We start from the raw sequence: 16,408 nt of genomic DNA, 5'->3' as shown, positions 1-16,408 counted from the left end.
TATCCGGTATTAGCTCCGGTTTCCCGGAGTTATCCCAGTCTTACAGGCAGGTTGCCCACGTGTTACTCACCCGTCCGCCGCTAACGTCATAGAAGCAAGCTTCTAATCAGTTCGCTCGACTTGCATGTATTAGGCACGCCGCCAGCGTTCATCCTGAGCCAGGATCAAACTCTCCGAAGAAATGTTTGACTTGCTCATAAAAGTTTAAAAAATTAACGTTGACGTTTGTCGCTTTGTTCAGTTTTCAAAGAACTCTTATCGCCTCAAGGCGACTTTCTTATCTTATCACCAGGAGAAGTGCTTGTCAACACTTTTCAATAAAACTCATTACCTCTTAGCGACGTATATTAATATAACATGCTAAATTCAATAAAGCAACACTTTTATCGATAAAAAAATGAAAGAATTGTTTTCCTTAACAATTCTTTCATTTTGAGATTGTTATTTATTATAATACGAACTGATTAATTATAAACAGCCCTATAATCCCAGGAACTCCTAGTACACCAGATATTATTGCTGTTGGTGCATTTATCGGAATATGAATATCAAACTGCGCACCAAAGATATTAATAAAAAAGAGTAACAGGACCCCTATTATTAACTTGATAGTTAAGTTTCCCATTATACGGAACATATTTTCTACACCACCTTTTATAAGTAGAAGTACGATTAAGCCTACTAAAACAGGAATAACAATAAGAGGTTGAGTTAACATATTTATCCCTTCTTTATAAATAAAATAATATTACTTATATGTATGTCCTACTTTTAAAAACAATCCATTTTTATTAAACAAAAAAGATGCCTTAAATTAAGACATCTTTCGAATAGATATATTTCTATGTTTTGCTTCTTTTAATAAAAAGAGATATTTAACTTTTGCTAATTTCATGTCTACTAAAACTGCATCTGAAGGATCTACACTTCTTTCAACAATAACCTCTTTTTTATTCCACTTATCTTTTAATTCATTGAACGTTTTAAGAAAAGATTCATCATATTCTTTTCTTAACCAACCTTTTCGTTTAAAAAACATGGCATAGCTCCTTACCTATACGTCTCTACGACCTTCTAAAGCTTTAGATAAAGTTACCTCATCAGCATACTCTAAATCTCCGCCTACTGGTAAACCATGTGCAATTCTAGTAATTCTTATACCAGTGGGTTTTAACAGCCTAGAAATGTACATTGCCGTTGCTTCACCTTCAATATTAGGATTTGTTGCTAAAATTACTTCTTGGATTTCATCATTTTGAAGCCTCTTCAACAATTCAGGAACTTTAATATCTTCTGGACCAATACCTTCCATTGGAGAAATTGCACCGTGAAGGACGTGATACAGACCCGTATATTCCTTCATTTTCTCCATAGCAATAACATCTTTAGGATCTTGAACGACACACACAACAGTACGGTCTCTCCTTTGATCCTGACAGATGTAACATGGGTCTTGGTCTGTAATGTGACCACAGGTTGAACAATACGTTAAGTTACGCTTTGCATTAACAAGTGCTTTAGCAAAATCAAGCACTGTGTCTTCCTTCATATTTAAAACAAAGAAAGCAAGCCTAACAGCCGTTTTTGGTCCAATACCCGGGAGTTTCATGAAACTATCTATTAGTTTTGAAATTGGTTCTGGATAATGCACGTAGCAACCACCTTAATTAAAGTCCTGGGATATTTAAACCTTTAGTGAATTGTCCCATTGTGTTATTTGTTAACTCATCCATTTGTTTTAACGCGTCATTCGTTGCTGCTAAAACTAGATCTTGAAGCATTTCGATATCTTCTGGATCTACTACTTCTTCTTTGATTTTTACATCAATGATTTCTTTTTGACCATTTACAACTACTTTAACCATTCCACCTCCGGCTGTTCCTTCTATTGTTTTCTCAGCTAGCTCTTCTTGCGCCTTTTGCATATCTTTCTGCATTTTTTGCATTTGTTTCATCATTTTTTGCATGTTACCCATTCCGCCACGCATCATAATTATAATTCCTCCTAGTTCTATTCGTGTATTTCAATAAGTTCTTCTCCGAAAAGCTTTTTAGCTTCGGAGATTAAAGGGTCTTCTTCTTCTTTTTGAGACCCATTATTTCCTTGCTGCTCTTGAAGAAAATCTCCTCTTACTTTATCCCATTCATTATCAGGGATTGCAACCATTTCACGTTTGCTCCCACTTAAAGTATATAGGATATTTTCTAAATTATCACGTACATTGTTGTTATTTTCAGCAGCCATTTTGCAATGGATTTCATACTTGAATTTTAAGATAAAGGACTTCGAAGATGAAGCCACAGGTTCACTATTAGACAACAGAGCAGCATGTGATGCTTTATTTTGCTGACGTAGCGTTTCTAAAACTTCTGCCCATAGACGCTTAACTTCCTCTAGTTCTTGACGAGATGCTTGTTTTAGGACCTCATGCACTTTTCCTATTGGAACTTTATACTGACTACGCACTTGTCTTTTTACTTTTTGATCACTTGTTTCTTGTTGACTTTGCTGTACTTGAACACCGTTTTCCTTTAGATGATTAACTTGAGCTTCAAGCATTTTAACTTTTTGAAGTAAATCATCCTCTTCGCTCGCTACTGTTTTTTTCTTACTAGAAGATTGAGCAAGTTTCACTAGTGCTACCTCTAGTAACACTCTTGGATGATTCGTCCACTTCATCTCTTGTTGCGTTTGATTAAGTTGGTTAATAATTGAATAGATACCCTCTGCTGGCAGCTGTGAAGCTAACTCTTTAAACTCCTCACTCACTACTGCTTTTTCCATCAAATGTTCCATTTCAGACGACGATTGATAAAGTAAAACATCTCTATAATAAAAGATTAAATCTTCTAAGAAACGAACTGGATCTTTACCGTTTTGAATGAGTTGCTCAACTGCATGTAGCGCTGATACAAGATTCTTCTCCGCAATTGAACGAACAATTTGCAGCATAAATGTATGAGAAACAGCACCTGTAATAGATAACACATCATCTAAAGTAACTTCATTTTCGCTATATGAGATAGCCTGATCTAACAAGCTTAATGCATCCCTCATACCACCTTCAGATGCCTTAGCAACCTCATATAAAGCTTCATCCGCTACGTTTACATCCTCAGATATCAAAACTTCTTTCATTCGATAAACAATATCGTCAGGTGAGATTCGTTTAAAATCAAAACTTTGACATCTTGAAATGATAGTAAGTGGAATTTTATGCGGTTCTGTTGTTGCCAAAATAAATATTACGTGAGGAGGTGGTTCTTCTAATGTTTTTAGCAATGCATTAAACGCACCTATTGAGAGCATATGAACTTCATCTATAATATAAACTTTGTAACGAACGGCACTTGGTGCATATTTGACTTTATCTCTAATATCTCGAATTTCATCTACTCCGTTATTTGAAGCCGCATCGATTTCAATAACATCTGATATGGAACCGTCTGTAATTCCTCTACATGTAGCACACTCATTACAAGGTTCGGATACGGGTGCATGTTCACAGTTAACCGCTTTAGCTAAAATTTTTGCTGCAGTCGTTTTCCCTGTACCCCTTGGCCCTGAAAATAAGTATGCATGCGAAAATTTCTCAAGAACGAGCGCGTTCTGTAAAGTCTTAATAATATGCCGCTGACCAACAACATCTTGAAAGCTTTGAGGGCGGTACACACGATATAAAGCCTGATACGCCACTGCATCTTCTCCTTTTTTGTTATATAAATTTGATATTATTATAACGTACTATAACTATTTTTCCAAAACATCGTTTATCTTATATAGTGAAATATATGCTAAATAAAAAAACCTACTCCATCGTTAGAGTAGGTTACTTTTATATGTATATAACTGCCGTGCACCTTCCTTCGATTAGCCTCCCCAAGCGTTACTTAAGCAGTTAGCTCGGTTCAGGCGACCCTATGGCACATGAGAGGTTCTGCTTACTGCTGCTTCCTTCCGGACCTGACAGGGTTCACAGATTCCCATTGCATAGGACCCAAACGTCAACACCACTTACTTAAGGCAGACCTCAAGGAGAACTAACCTCAGGAAAGGAGTTCGGCCTCGCTAGAGCGGATTGCGAGTACAGGGCACCGCTACCTCCCCGCTTAGCACGGCAAAGTTGAAACCTTTATTTGAGCACCATGTTGATGCTTATACAAGTATAATTCTTTTTAGGACAAAATGCAACCTTTACAGAATGTAATTTATTGTAAATTTTTCTTTGCTCTTTTTTTTCGATTTCGCAATTCTTTAAAGAATGTACTTAACATTTCTGCACACTCATCTTCGAGAACTCCACCTTGAACTTCTGATTGGTGATTAAACTTTTCATACTCTAATAAGTTCATCAGGGTTCCTGCACACCCTCCTTTAGGATCAAACGCTCCAAACACCACTCTTTTTACACGTGATAACATAATAGCCCCCGCACACATCGGACAAGGTTCTAAAGTAACATATAAAGTCGTATCTTCTAATCGCCACGTATTTAACTTTTGACATGCCTCATCTATAGCTAACAGCTCTGCGTGAGCTATGGATCTTTGTGTACTTTCTCTTAAATTATGGCCTTTTGCAATAACATGTCCATCTTTATCTACGATAACAGCTCCAATAGGAACTTCCATAATTCCACAAGCTTTCTTTGCTTCATCTATAGCTAAACGCATATATTTCTCGTCTTCAAGCATGTTCCAAACTCCTTACATATTATATTTGTTATGAGCAACACTACTTATTAGGTTAAAAAACGATAAGGAGATTGTATATGAATCATTCTAAAATTGCATTAGTTATTATTGATATGATTAATGATTTTCAATTTAAAAATGGGAAAATCCTAGCTGAAAAAGCTAAAATTCTCGCGCGTAATATCTCTTCATTAAAAGCAGAGTGTTCAAGTAAAAAAATTCCTGTTATCTATATAAATGATCACTATAAATTATGGCAAGCTAATTTAAATAAAATCCTTGAATACTGCACAAATCCAATAAGCTCCCCCATACTCCAGTATATACAACCCCATACTACGGATTACTTTTTAATTAAACCAAAGCATTCTATTTTTTATGGAACAGCTTTAACCATTTTACTACAGCAACTAAACGTTAAAACATTAATTTTAACAGGGTTAGCGGGAAATATATGTGTGCTCTTTTCAGCAAATGATGCTTATATGAGAGAGTACAACCTGATTATCCCTAAAGATTGTATTGCATCAAATTCTGATGAAGATAACAAGTTCGCTATCGAAATGATGCAAAATGTACTTAAAGCGAACATTTGTGAACATAGTGATTTAATTACATAAGCATTTGCTTACTCTTTTGTTCATAGACTTAATAAACATTCTTTTTTGGGGGCGTTTATTACTATGGATATTTACACTGTAAAGTCTGGAGATAGCATTTATAGTATTGCTCAACGGTTTCAAATTGAAGCTTCAAAAATTATCTTAGCAAATGAATTACCTGATTCCAATCGATTAGTGGTGGGCCAGGCATTGGTTGTACCTATTAACGAAAGTTACTATACCGTTAGAAAAGGCGATACATTATGGAAGATAGGGCGAACCCTAGGAGTTAGTTATCAATCAATCGCAAAAGCTAACAACCTTTCCATCACTTCTCCTCTAACACTTGGAACACAGTTGCTCATTCCAGCTTCTCCAAAGACAGAAGCTGAATTTTTAGGATATGTTGAAACAAGTAACCGTACCATTAGTAGCGAAACGGAAAAATTGATTAAGAAGAATGCTAAATACCTCACATATTTGGGACCGGCTAACTTCGAAGTACAGCGCGATGGCTCTATCAAAGAACCTCCATTAAAAAACTTTGGAACTATTGCACAAGAAAACGATGCAATTTTTTTAATGGTTCTTGCCAATATCGAAGACGGCGGGTTTAGTGCAGAGGTAGGAGAAGCAATCTTAAACAATGCGGATGTTCAAGATAAATTGCTTAATAATATTATTCGTATTGCTACAGAGAAAAACTTTAAAGATATTCATTTTGACTTTGAATTCTTACGTCCGGAAGACAAAAATGCTTATATTACATTTTTAGAAAAAGCAAAGAAACGGCTTCAAGCTGAAGACTTGTTAATATCTGTAGCATTAGCACCTAAAACAAGTAGTGATCAAAAAGGAAAGTGGTATGAAGCACATGATTACAAAAGAATTGGGGAGATAGCAAATTTTGTTGTCCCTATGACATACGAATGGGGATACAGTGGAGGTCCTCCAATGGCTGTTTCTCCGATTGGCCCTGTCAGAGATGTGCTAGAATATGCTATTTCAGAAATACCTAGCAAAAAAATTATCATGGGACAAAATCTATACGGATATGATTGGACGCTTCCGTTCAAACCAGGTGGTGAGTATGCAAAAGCAATTAGTGCTCAAAGAGCGATTGAAATTGCGTATCAGTACAACGCAAGCATACAGTATGATAAAAAAGCTCAGGCTCCCTTTTTCCGATACTCTGATTCAGCTCAAAAAACGCATGAGGTATGGTTTGAAGATGCCCGGTCAATCCAAGCAAAATTCGATTTGTTAAAAGAATTAAACTTAAGAGGCATGGCTTATTGGAAGTTGGGATTACCTTTCCCTCAAAACTGGCTACTCCTTGATGATAACTTTAAAGTAATTAAAAGAATACCTGAATAATTTTAAAGAGGATAATTACTACAGCATAGGATTATCCTCTTTTTATGTTTCCTTCCGTTTTTTACAACTGGTTTTTCTTTTTGTTTTTATCCATTCTCCCCTCTTATTGTGATACAATGTTTTTTGTCAATTTTCGAGAACATGTATAGATAAAGGAGGAAGAGTCCATGGGGGAAATACCTTTTATTACTGTTGAGGGCCCTATAGGTGTTGGGAAAACCTCCCTAGCTAAGGCTATTGCAGAGGCATTTCAATTTCAACTTTTGAAAGAAATTGTTGATGAAAATCCATTCCTTGGGAAATTCTATGAGGATATTGAAGAGTGGAGCTTTCAAACTGAAATGTTTTTTCTATGCAACCGTTATAAACAGTTGGAGGATATTCAAAAGCATTTTCTACATCAACATCAGCCTGTCGTTGCTGACTATCATATTATGAAAAACATGATTTTTGCTCAGCAAACTTTAAAGGATAGTCAGTACATAAAATATGTACAAATCTACGATATACTGACACATGATATGCCAAAGCCCAACATTGTTATTTACTTAAATGCTACTTTACCTACACTATTGAAGCGTATTAAAATGCGTGGAAGGGAAATTGAAAAAAACATTGACCCTTCTTATCTAGCTCAGCTAAGCTCCGATTATGAGGAAGCAATTAAAACCTTCAAAGAAAATAACCCACAGGTAACTGTTTTACGCTATAGTGGAGATGAACTAGACTTTGTCAAAAATAAAGAGCATTTAGAGCATATCATCTCAGATGTTAAAAGCAGCTTATTAAAAAGGAGTTCTACAATATGAATTTACGAACAAAATACAACATTCCAAATGATGCTGTATTGACTATTGCTGGAACAGTAGGCGTTGGGAAATCTACAATGACACAAGCTCTTGCAGATGCGTTGAACTTTCGCACTTCTTACGAGAAAGTTGATACAAATCCATATTTAGATAAATTCTACGCTGACTTTGAAAGATGGAGCTTTCATCTTCAGGTTTACTTCCTAGCGGAGAGATTTAAAGAACAGAAAAGAATTTTTGAATACGGTGGAGGCTTTATACAAGACCGTTCAATTTACGAAGATACTGGTATTTTCGCTAAAATGCATTTCGAAAAAGGAACAATGTCCAAGGTGGATTACGAAACGTATACAAGCTTGTTTGATGCAATGGTTATGACTCCCTACTTCCCACACCCTGATTTATTAATTTATTTGGAAGGTAGTTTTGAAGATATCGTTGATCGTATCCAAGAACGTGGAAGACCTATGGAACAACAAACGCCCTTAGATTATTGGAGAGAAATGCACAAACGCTATGAGGATTGGATTAATAACTTTACAGCTTGTCCTATTTTACGATTAGATATTAATGATTACGATATCTTAAGAGACCCGACATCCGTTGAACCGATTGTTGAAAAAATCTCTAAGTTTTTACATCACAACGAAAAATTAAAAAGAAGACATTCATAATTCATTCCCATTTTTCTTCGTGAAAAATGGGAATGAAAAAACGCCACTTCTAAAAGTGACGTTTTACAATCTCCAATTTATCGCGCAATGTTTAAATAACATTTAAAGTCAAATATGGCGGAGGAAGAGGGATTCGAACCCCCGCGGGCTGTAACACCCCTGTCGGTTTTCAAGACCGATCCCTTCAGCCGGACTTGGGTATTCCTCCGTTTCGACATTTATAAATTTATCACATATACAAACAAGAGTCAAGCTGTTTTCTAAAAAAAATGATTCACAACAAAAAAGTTGTGAATCATTTCAATTTAACCGTTAATAACCTCTTTGTTCCCCATGTAAGGACGTAATACTTTTGGAATAACAACTGAACCATCTTCCTGTTGATAGTTCTCTAAAATTGCAGCCACTGTACGCCCAATCGCTAATCCAGATCCATTTAATGTGTGTACGTATTCTGGTTTCCCTTTTGCCTCGCGGCGGAAGCGAATATTAGCTCTTCGCGCTTGGAAACTTTCAAAGTTTGAACAAGAAGAAATTTCACGATATGACTCATAGCTTGGAATCCACACTTCAATATCGTACTTTTTAGCTGCTGTAAATCCTAAGTCTCCAGTACACATGCTTAAAACACGGTATGGCAGTTCTAACAACTGTAATACTTTTTCAGCATGTCCTGTCAGATTTTCAAGCTCAGCGTAAGAATCTTCTGGTTTTACAAAACGAACTAGCTCTACTTTGTTAAATTGATGCTGACGAATTAGTCCACGTGTATCTCTACCAGCTGAACCTGCTTCTGATCTAAAACATGCGCTGTATGCTGTATAAGCTAATGGTAATTGGTCTCCATTAATGATTTCATCACGGTGTAGATTAGTTACGGGAACTTCAGCCGTTGGGATTAAGAAATAGTCTTCCTCTTTAATTTTAAAAGCATCTTCTTCAAACTTAGGAAGCTGCCCTGTTCCTGTCATGCTTGTACGATTAACCATATATGGAGGAAGAATTTCTTCATATCCATGCTCATCCATGTGTAAGTCCATCATAAAGTTGATTAAGGCACGTTCCAAACGAGCTCCTAGGCCTTTATAAAACACGAAACGGCTTCCCGTTACCTTTGCTGCACGTTCAAAGTCTAAAATATTTAAATCTGTTCCTAGATCCCAGTGTGGCTTCGGCTCAAAATTAAATTGACGAACCTCTCCCCATTTTCTAATTTCTACATTTTCATCTTCCGTTTCACCAACTGGAACACTCTCATGTGGAATATTAGGGATTGAAAGTAATAGTTGTTCTAATTCTGTTTCTACAGTACGAAGACGCTCATCTAACTCTTTAATTTTGTCTCCTACTTGACGCATTTCTAAAATCATACTATCTGCATCTTGCTTTTCACGTTTTAATTGAGCAATTTGTTGAGACACTTCATTACGCTTACTCTTTAATTCCTCAGTTTGAACTAATAGCTGTCTGCGCTCTACATCTAACTCTTCAAAGCGCCCAAGATCTGATAAATCTTCTCCGCGGAACTTTAATTTTTCTTTTACTTCTTCAAGATTAGCTCGTAAAACCTTTACGTCTAACATCTATTTACCTCCTTATTTGTATAAAATGGGCAAAATAAAAACTCCCATCCCTATAAAAGGGACGAGAGTTTAGCCCGCGTTGCCACCCTAGTTGAAGGCTCATAAATAAACCTTCCTCTTCAGTCAGATAACGGAATGAACCGAAGCTATCTACTTACTATTTCAATAGCTTGCTCCAGGATGGATTCGTAAAGGCTAAACATCGATTTTCACCAACCATCGACTCTCTAAAGTTTAACTTCTTTACTACTATTTCCTATCAACGCTTTATACTTTTCAACATTGTAATTAATAATCATAATGTACTACAAGTCTATACAAGTTGCAATTGGTTTATACAGGTTTTTTCAGAGACTCTTTCACCATGTCGATAAAATACTCTGTCATACGATGGTCATCCGTTAATTCTGGATGAAACGAACACCCTAAAAATTGTCCCTGTTTTGCAGCTACGATACGATCATCATGAATAGATAGGACTTCCACGTTCTCACCGACTTCTACAATATGAGGCGCACGAATAAATACTCCAATAAAATCATCTGCAACTTCTTTTATATTTAATTTCGCCTCAAAGCTCTCACGTTGGCGACCAAAAGAATTTCGAGCCACCTTAATATTCATAACACCTAAATGAGGCTCATCATAGTCTACAATTTCGCCTGCTAGTAAGATTAGACCAGCACAAGTCCCAAAGATTGGTTTGCCACTTTTAGCAAATTGGCGCAGTGAATCCATAAAGTCATATTTATCAATCAGACGTCTCATTGCCGTACTTTCTCCACCTGGTAAAATGAGCCCGTCCACTTCTTCTAGCTGTTCTACTTTTTTAATAATAATCGCTTCAGCCCCTGTTGCTTCCACTGAATGCGCATGCTCTCTAAATGCACCTTGTAGTCCTAAAACTCCAACCTTCACCATGCTGTTAAAACTCCCTTACTGTTACCAGCCACGCTCTTGCATGCGATTTTCTGGTAATAATGTTGAGATTTCAATACCTTTCATTGCATTTCCTAATCCTTTAGAAAGCTTTGCAATTAACTCATAATCTTCATAATGCGTTGTTGCTTCTACGATTGAACGAGCAAATTTTTCTGGATTATCAGACTTAAAGATACCAGAACCTACAAACACTCCATCTGCTCCTAATTGCATCATTAATGCCGCATCTGCTGGTGTTGCAACGCCACCTGCAGCAAAGTTAACCACTGGAAGGCGACCTTCACGCTTGATTTGTAATAATAGCTCATAAGGTGCACCTAGTAGCTTTGCTTCCGTCATTAACTCAGCTTCGTCCATACCCACTACTTTACGTACTTGTGCGTTCACTTGACGCATATGACGTACAGCTTCTACAATGTTCCCTGTACCTGGTTCACCTTTTGTACGAAGCATAGCAGCGCCTTCTGCAATACGACGTGCAGCTTCGCCTAAATCGCGGCAACCACAAACAAATGGTACTGTAAACGTATTTTTATTCAAATGAAATTCTTCATCTGCTGGTGTTAATACTTCACTTTCATCAATATAGTCTACGCCCATTGCTTCTAAAACACGCGCTTCTACAATGTGACCGATACGTGCTTTAGCCATTACCGGAATTGAAACAGCATTCATAACTTCTTCGACAATTGTCGGATCTGCCATGCGAGATACGCCACCTGCAGCACGAATGTCTGCTGGTACACGTTCTAATGCCATAACTGCAACTGCTCCTGCTGCTTCTGCAATCTTTGCTTGTTCAGCATTAACAACGTCCATAATAACGCCGCCTTTTTGCATTTCCGCCATTCCGCGTTTTACTCTGTCAGTACCTGTAATGTTACTCATGTTTGTCTTCCCCCAGTATAGTTGTATTACACATAATCAATAAATTATGTATACAAAATTCAAAACTTATTGTCTATTTTACCTTATTTTCTGAAAAAATCCTATTAAAATTGTGTAGTTTGAAAAACTTGTCTAAAAAAAGAAGATACTAAATGCAACAAAAATCTTGCTTTAGTATCTCCTTTTATAAATGGTTTATGAATTAAAACCAATTCTTAATATTAGCGGCTGCATCAGACCATACACCTACAAAGAAATCACCTATACTTCGTATTGCTAAAACAAACCAGTTAGCCTTTTCAATCGTAGTATCTGCAACGACAGGCACTTTATTTGTTCCGTTATTTACTGCATAACCTAAATCATCAAGATTCTTATTCTTGGCACTAACGTAACCTACAACCTGACCCTCTTTAATTGGTGCAACGATTCGATCTTTCTCATCTACAACTTTAGGATTAAAATCAAATTGAAGAGAGATTTTACTTTCTTCACCTTTTTTTGTAAGAACATTCACTGGTTCTTTTGTTACAACTTTTAGCTCTTTATTTTTCCCTTTTACGACTGGAAGGGACTCATGCTTTTTAACAGCCTTGCCTTCTGGAGCTACTTGTTTTAGCTCATAATTATCAAATGCATAATCTAAAAGTTTTTTTGTTTCTGTAAAGCGCGCTCCTTCAAAAGACTTACCATTATTTTTGGCATTCATGACTACTGCAATATAACGAACACCATCTCGTTCAGCTGTTCCTGTAAAGCAATAGCCTGCAAAGTCTGTATGTCCTGTTTTCAAGCCATCTAAACCTTCATATCCGTATGTAGGGAAAGATGGAAGCATTTTATTCCAGTTATCCATCGTCGTTTCGCCTTGTTGACCTGGTCGGAAGATCTTTTCAGGTGTCTTAGCCGTTTCTAATACTTCTGGATAATCATGAAGAATATGAAAAGCTAATGCTGATACTGCGCGAGCTGATAGTAAATTTTCATCATCAGCTTTTGTACCTTTTGGATGTTGACCTTTTAACAATGAGTTAGAAAGACCTGTTGAGTTAACAAATTTAGCTTCACCTAAATTTAACTCTTCTGCCTTTTTATTCATCAATTTAATAAACTCGGCTTCAGATCCTGCTAAAGCCTCAGCTAGTGCAATACTCGCTCCATTTGCTGAGTAAATAGCCATTGCTTCATACAATTCTTTAATCGTATATTTCTCTGTTGTTAATAATGGAACATTTGACAATGAGTAATCTTGTGAGATATCTGCAGCATATTTGCTAACTCCTACTCGATCATCCCAAGAAAGCTTTTTTTCGTGAATAGCTTCTAAAATTAAATACTCAGTCATCATTTTTGTCATACTAGCAATACCTAGTACAGCACCTGAATTCTTTTCATACAAAATTTGGCCTGTATCTGCTTCAATCAAAATAGCGGCATCTGCTTCAACATTTGGAAATTGTGAAGCTGCAGACGCATTTGGAGTGATTAAAGAACTAGCCATTAAGAAAACAGCAACTAATGCAAAAAGCTGTTTTATCAATTTTTTCTTCACTACCAATACCCTCCAGACATAAATCACATAGAGGTTATTTTATCACACAAAAATTAAAAAAAATAGATAAAGAAGTACCGTTAAAACAATCTTTAGCATAAAAAGAGTTTGGGACATAACAAAATGATTATTGCTTCTAAGAGACGAACACTAGCTGTTCCAATCTTTTTGGTTTGTCTGAACACGTTCGTTCCATTGCGCTACGGCCACTCGCTTTCCGCGGGGAGGAACCTGAGCTTCCTCGCTGCGCTGCGGGATCTCCGTTTTCCCTCTCTTTCCCGCAGGAGTCGAGTGTCCTACGCTCCATTCCACCCTGTTTCCAACATTGTTTTCACAATCAACCAAAAAACCTGAACGATTAAAAGTGAGAAACTCTCAATCGTTCAGGTTTATCATCGGCTGAATTACTTATGTCCCAGCCTCTTTTTACTTAGCTAAGTGAATAGTTTGGAGATTCTTTTGTAATTTGAACGTCATGTGGGTGACTTTCTCTTAGGCCAGCTCCTGTCATACGGATAAACTGTGCCTCTTCACGCAATGCTTGTAGGTTAGCTGAGCCGCAATATCCCATTCCAGCTCTTAATCCCCCAATTAGCTGATATAAAGTGTCAGCAACAGGCCCCTTATAAGGTAAGCGCCCTTCAATGCCTTCTGGAACAAACTTTTTATTATCTTCTTGGAAATAACGATCTTTACTTCCTTTTTCCATTGCTCCAACTGAGCCCATACCACGGTATACTTTAAAGCGTCTTCCTTGGAAGATTTCTGTTTCACCAGGGCTTTCAGTTGTACCAGCTAATAAGCTCCCTAGCATAACAGTGTGTCCACCAGCAGCTAGTGCTTTTACGATATCTCCAGAGTACTTAATTCCTCCGTCTGCAATTACTGGTACACCGTGTTTTCTTGCTTCAGTGGCGCAATCATATACAGCCGTAATTTGTGGAACACCTACTCCAGCTACAACACGAGTTGTACAAATTGAACCAGGTCCTATTCCAACTTTCACTACGTCTACACCTGCTTCAATTAACGCTCTTGTTCCTTCAGCAGTTGCAACGTTTCCTGCAATAATATTTAATTCCGGATACGTTTCACGAATTGAACGTACGGTATTTAAAACGCCTAATGAATGACCATGTGCCGTATCAATTACAATAACGTCCACACCAGCTTTTACTAACTTCTCAATTCGAACCATTGAATCAGCCGTTACACCAACTGCTGCCCCTACTAATAAACGTCCCTGCTTATCCTTCGCAGCATTTGGAAATTCAATTACTTTTTCAATGTCCTTGATTGTAATTAAACCTTTTAATACACCTTTGTCATCTACAAGTGGTAATTTTTCAATTTTGTATTGCTGTAAAATCTTTTCAGCTTCGTCGAGCGTTGTTCCTACTGGAGCTGTAACTAACTCTTCTTTTGTCATTACATCAGAGATAAGCATTGAGTAATCTTGAATAAAACGCAAATCACGATTTGTCAGAATACCAACTAACTTTTGCTCTTCTTCGTTATTTACAATTGGTACGCCAGAGATACGATATTTTCCCATCAAATGTTCTGCAGCAAATACTTGATTTTCTGGTGTTAAGAAAAATGGATCGGTAATAACACCACTTTCAGAACGCTTTACTTTATCAACTTGCTCGGCTTGTTGTTCAATAGACATATTCTTATGAATGATCCCTAAACCACCTTGACGAGCCATAGCAATTGCCATCTCTGCTTCAGTTACTGTATCCATACCTGCACTAATGAATGGTACATTTAGCTTTAGCGTTTTTGTTAGTTCTACACTCATATCAACATCTTTTGGCAACACTTCAGATTTAGCTGGCACTAACAAAACATCATCAAATGTTAAACCTTCTTTTGAAAATTTACTTTCCCACATTATAGAATCCTCCTCAAAGCGACAGAATATTATTAGTAGATTAACAATTGCTTATGTAGCTGTCAATAACCATACTATATATCAGATAATTCTAATAATAAAAGAGGTGATTTTTTGAGTTTCACTTATGATGTTTGGAAACCTTATCATTTATTTTTCTCAGCCCCTTTTTCACAAAAGTATTTATATAATCAGTACAATTCTTCAAGCATTGTTGATGCTGAACAGCGTAGTTTTAAAAATTGTTATCCATTTATTTATTATCTGGAACATAGCAAAAATTATTATCAAACTGCACTAAAATCTCATACTTCCATGCAACCAGTATTACTTTTTTATGGTTTATCCCAGTTGTTAAAAGCATGTCTATTAACTAAAAATCCAGTTTATCCAGAAAATACAGCAGTTCTAGCACATGGAGTGTCAACACGAAAAAGAAAAAAGCAAAGTTATGACTTTCTTGATGATGAGGTAAAAATTCAAAAAAATGGGTTATTTTCTGAGGTTGGAAAAGAACTGTTTCACATGAAACAATTAGAAGGTCAAAAATATACAATGACTGAGTTATTAGTACATATTGATGAAATGTATTCATTATTTAATGAATTAAGCCCTTCAAGAGCTTCTAAGAAAGTATTAGTAGGGAACTTAAATAATAAAGAGTTAATTTTCCCTAACCAAATTAAAGAATCTTACCATATGGACAATACACGATTACATTTATATTTACAAGATCGCTTCAAGATAGACATGCGTATGCAAGAAATAAATCCTACTCTTAGAATTTCTTTTGCAAACTTACATACAAATCTCTATCAATGTTCTCCTCTACTTTTCAATTTAGAAACAAGCGATTTGCATCTAACAACATCACGTGAACAATGCGTATACTTTCCTGAGATCCTAAGTCATTATCTAATCTTGTATAATCTTAGTATGATTTCTCGCTATGAAACAGAATGGTGGTATGAGTTATTACATACCTATTCGTCAAAGGATTATCCATATATTATGCATTTTTTACAGTTAACAAGTATAAAAGCACCTTATTTATTATTTAATTATTTGCAATCGCAAATAAAAAAAGACTAGCTAATTTAGCTAGTCTTTTAAATGTGCCTGGCAACGTCCTACTCTCACAGGGACAAAGTCCCAACTACCATCGGCGCTAGAGAACTTAACTTCCGTGTTCGGCATGGGAACGGGTGTGACCTCTCTGCTATCGCCACCAGACATGATTTGAGATTATTCTCTCAAAACTAGATAACATTTCGCTGAGTACTAAGTTTACTGTCTAGCTATGGCTCCTAATTAGTCGCCTTCGCTTTTCTAATTTGGTTAAGTCCTCGATCGATTAGTATCAGTCAGCTACACACGTCGCCGTGCTTC

The 16,408-nt window shown here is 36.6% G+C and carries 16 protein-coding genes, 1 tRNA gene, 2 rRNA genes, 1 other RNA gene and 1 other annotated feature; of the genes, 5 read left to right on the top strand and 15 right to left on the bottom strand.

Annotation, left to right across the window (positions count from 1 at the left end; genetic code table 11):
- The 8 genes from A2U94_RS18740 to tadA form a co-directional block, all read right to left on the bottom strand.
- Window positions 1-180: ribosomal RNA gene (locus A2U94_RS18740) — 16S ribosomal RNA — on the bottom strand; the annotation flags it as partial.
- 268 nt (window positions 181-448) lie between these two features.
- Window positions 449-718 carry a pro-sigmaK processing inhibitor BofA family protein gene (locus A2U94_RS18735; RefSeq protein WP_025908036.1) on the bottom strand — a complete coding sequence of 90 codons (270 nt, stop codon included), beginning with the start codon at window positions 716-718 and terminating at the stop codon, window positions 449-451.
- A 96-nt stretch (window positions 719-814) separates the two neighbouring features.
- A complete protein-coding gene (locus A2U94_RS18730; protein WP_025908035.1) occupies window positions 815-1,039 on the bottom strand; it encodes a YaaL family protein in 225 nt (74 codons plus the stop codon).
- 15 nt (window positions 1,040-1,054) lie between these two features.
- Complete coding sequence (recR, locus tag A2U94_RS18725) at window positions 1,055-1,651, bottom strand: recombination mediator RecR (protein ID WP_025908034.1); 597 nt, start codon at window positions 1,649-1,651, stop codon at window positions 1,055-1,057.
- 16 nt (window positions 1,652-1,667) lie between these two features.
- A complete protein-coding gene (locus tag A2U94_RS18720; protein ID WP_175384218.1) occupies window positions 1,668-1,988 on the bottom strand; it encodes a YbaB/EbfC family nucleoid-associated protein in 321 nt (106 codons plus the stop codon).
- A 23-nt stretch (window positions 1,989-2,011) separates the two neighbouring features.
- On the bottom strand, window positions 2,012-3,697 hold the full coding sequence (gene dnaX, locus A2U94_RS18715) for a DNA polymerase III subunit gamma/tau (protein WP_025908032.1): 1,686 nt from the start codon (window positions 3,695-3,697) through the stop codon (window positions 2,012-2,014).
- Window positions 3,698-3,853: 156 nt separating this feature from the next.
- Window positions 3,854-4,119, bottom strand: an RNA gene (gene ffs, locus A2U94_RS18710) — signal recognition particle sRNA large type.
- A gap of 90 nt (window positions 4,120-4,209) precedes the next feature.
- Window positions 4,210-4,695: a tRNA adenosine(34) deaminase TadA gene (gene tadA, locus A2U94_RS18705; protein ID WP_025908031.1), complete on the bottom strand. Its 486-nt coding sequence runs from the start codon at window positions 4,693-4,695 to the stop codon at window positions 4,210-4,212.
- Between the two features lie 77 nt (window positions 4,696-4,772).
- Between tadA and A2U94_RS18700 the strand changes: the two genes are divergently transcribed.
- The 4 genes from A2U94_RS18700 to A2U94_RS18685 all read left to right on the top strand — a co-directional run bounded on the left by A2U94_RS18700 (window position 4,773) and on the right by A2U94_RS18685 (window position 8,157).
- Window positions 4,773-5,315 (top strand): cysteine hydrolase family protein, encoded by a 543-nt coding sequence (locus A2U94_RS18700; RefSeq protein WP_025908030.1) that lies wholly within the window; start codon window positions 4,773-4,775, stop codon window positions 5,313-5,315.
- 63 nt (window positions 5,316-5,378) lie between these two features.
- Complete coding sequence (locus A2U94_RS18695) at window positions 5,379-6,674, top strand: glycoside hydrolase family 18 protein (RefSeq protein WP_025908029.1); 1,296 nt, start codon at window positions 5,379-5,381, stop codon at window positions 6,672-6,674.
- 167 nt (window positions 6,675-6,841) lie between these two features.
- Window positions 6,842-7,483, top strand: a complete 642-nt coding sequence (locus A2U94_RS18690; protein WP_025908028.1) for a deoxynucleoside kinase — start codon at window positions 6,842-6,844, stop codon at window positions 7,481-7,483.
- Entirely contained in the window at window positions 7,480-8,157 is a 678-nt protein-coding gene (locus tag A2U94_RS18685) for a deoxynucleoside kinase (RefSeq protein ID WP_025908027.1), read from the top strand. Before A2U94_RS18690 ends, A2U94_RS18685 begins: the two co-directional genes overlap by 4 nt.
- 115 nt (window positions 8,158-8,272) lie before the next feature.
- Here A2U94_RS18685 and A2U94_RS18680 read toward each other — a convergent pair.
- From A2U94_RS18680 to guaB, 6 genes are all read right to left on the bottom strand, one after another.
- Window positions 8,273-8,365 (bottom strand) — tRNA-Ser (locus A2U94_RS18680).
- Window positions 8,366-8,462: 97 nt separating this feature from the next.
- On the bottom strand, window positions 8,463-9,740 hold the full coding sequence (gene serS, locus A2U94_RS18675) for a serine--tRNA ligase (RefSeq protein ID WP_025908026.1): 1,278 nt from the start codon (window positions 9,738-9,740) through the stop codon (window positions 8,463-8,465).
- Window positions 9,741-9,794: 54 nt separating this feature from the next.
- Window positions 9,795-10,012 (bottom strand) — a binding site (T-box leader).
- Between the two features lie 61 nt (window positions 10,013-10,073).
- Window positions 10,074-10,661: a pyridoxal 5'-phosphate synthase glutaminase subunit PdxT gene (pdxT, locus tag A2U94_RS18670; RefSeq protein WP_025908025.1), complete on the bottom strand. Its 588-nt coding sequence runs from the start codon at window positions 10,659-10,661 to the stop codon at window positions 10,074-10,076.
- 21 nt (window positions 10,662-10,682) lie between these two features.
- On the bottom strand, window positions 10,683-11,570 hold the full coding sequence (pdxS, locus tag A2U94_RS18665) for a pyridoxal 5'-phosphate synthase lyase subunit PdxS (RefSeq protein WP_025908024.1): 888 nt from the start codon (window positions 11,568-11,570) through the stop codon (window positions 10,683-10,685).
- Window positions 11,571-11,772: 202 nt separating this feature from the next.
- Window positions 11,773-13,122 carry a serine hydrolase gene (locus tag A2U94_RS18660; RefSeq protein ID WP_025908023.1) on the bottom strand — a complete coding sequence of 450 codons (1,350 nt, stop codon included), beginning with the start codon at window positions 13,120-13,122 and terminating at the stop codon, window positions 11,773-11,775.
- Between the two features lie 430 nt (window positions 13,123-13,552).
- Window positions 13,553-15,019, bottom strand: a complete 1,467-nt coding sequence (gene guaB, locus A2U94_RS18655; RefSeq protein WP_025908022.1) for an IMP dehydrogenase — start codon at window positions 15,017-15,019, stop codon at window positions 13,553-13,555.
- A gap of 114 nt (window positions 15,020-15,133) precedes the next feature.
- On the opposite strand from guaB, the gene A2U94_RS18650 reads away from it, so the two are divergent.
- Entirely contained in the window at window positions 15,134-16,111 is a 978-nt protein-coding gene (locus A2U94_RS18650) for a YaaC family protein (protein WP_025908021.1), read from the top strand.
- A gap of 25 nt (window positions 16,112-16,136) precedes the next feature.
- Here A2U94_RS18650 and rrf read toward each other — a convergent pair.
- Window positions 16,137-16,252: ribosomal RNA gene (rrf, locus tag A2U94_RS18645) — 5S ribosomal RNA — on the bottom strand.
- Window positions 16,253-16,408 lie beyond the last annotated feature (156 nt).

It is taken from the genome of Bacillus sp. VT 712, from assembly GCF_001614195.1.
Classification (GTDB): Bacteria; Bacillota; Bacilli; order Bacillales; family Bacillaceae_H; genus Priestia; species Priestia flexa.
Note: the sequence above shows the minus strand (reverse complement) of the source record. Positions and strands in the feature narration are given on the sequence as shown.

Bases quoted from the DNA above. Each gene is read 5' to 3' on its own strand.
- A2U94_RS18695 (WP_025908029.1), top strand. From the start codon at position 5,379: ATGGATATTTACACTGTAAAGTCTGGAGATAGCATTTATAGTATTGCT.
- pdxS (WP_025908024.1), bottom strand. From the start codon at position 11,570: ATGAGTAACATTACAGGTACTGACAGAGTAAAACGCGGAATGGCGGAA.
- A2U94_RS18730 (WP_025908035.1), bottom strand. From the start codon at position 1,039: ATGTTTTTTAAACGAAAAGGTTGGTTAAGAAAAGAATATGATGAATCT.
- guaB (WP_025908022.1), bottom strand. From the start codon at position 15,019: ATGTGGGAAAGTAAATTTTCAAAAGAAGGTTTAACATTTGATGATGTT.
- tadA (WP_025908031.1), bottom strand. From the start codon at position 4,695: ATGCTTGAAGACGAGAAATATATGCGTTTAGCTATAGATGAAGCAAAG.
- A2U94_RS18690 (WP_025908028.1), top strand. From the start codon at position 6,842: ATGGGGGAAATACCTTTTATTACTGTTGAGGGCCCTATAGGTGTTGGG.
- A2U94_RS18735 (WP_025908036.1), bottom strand. From the start codon at position 718: ATGTTAACTCAACCTCTTATTGTTATTCCTGTTTTAGTAGGCTTAATC.
- serS (WP_025908026.1), bottom strand. From the start codon at position 9,740: ATGTTAGACGTAAAGGTTTTACGAGCTAATCTTGAAGAAGTAAAAGAA.
- pdxT (WP_025908025.1), bottom strand. From the start codon at position 10,661: ATGGTGAAGGTTGGAGTTTTAGGACTACAAGGTGCATTTAGAGAGCAT.
- A2U94_RS18720 (WP_175384218.1), bottom strand. From the start codon at position 1,988: ATGCGTGGCGGAATGGGTAACATGCAAAAAATGATGAAACAAATGCAA.
- A2U94_RS18700 (WP_025908030.1), top strand. From the start codon at position 4,773: ATGAATCATTCTAAAATTGCATTAGTTATTATTGATATGATTAATGAT.
- A2U94_RS18685 (WP_025908027.1), top strand. From the start codon at position 7,480: ATGAATTTACGAACAAAATACAACATTCCAAATGATGCTGTATTGACT.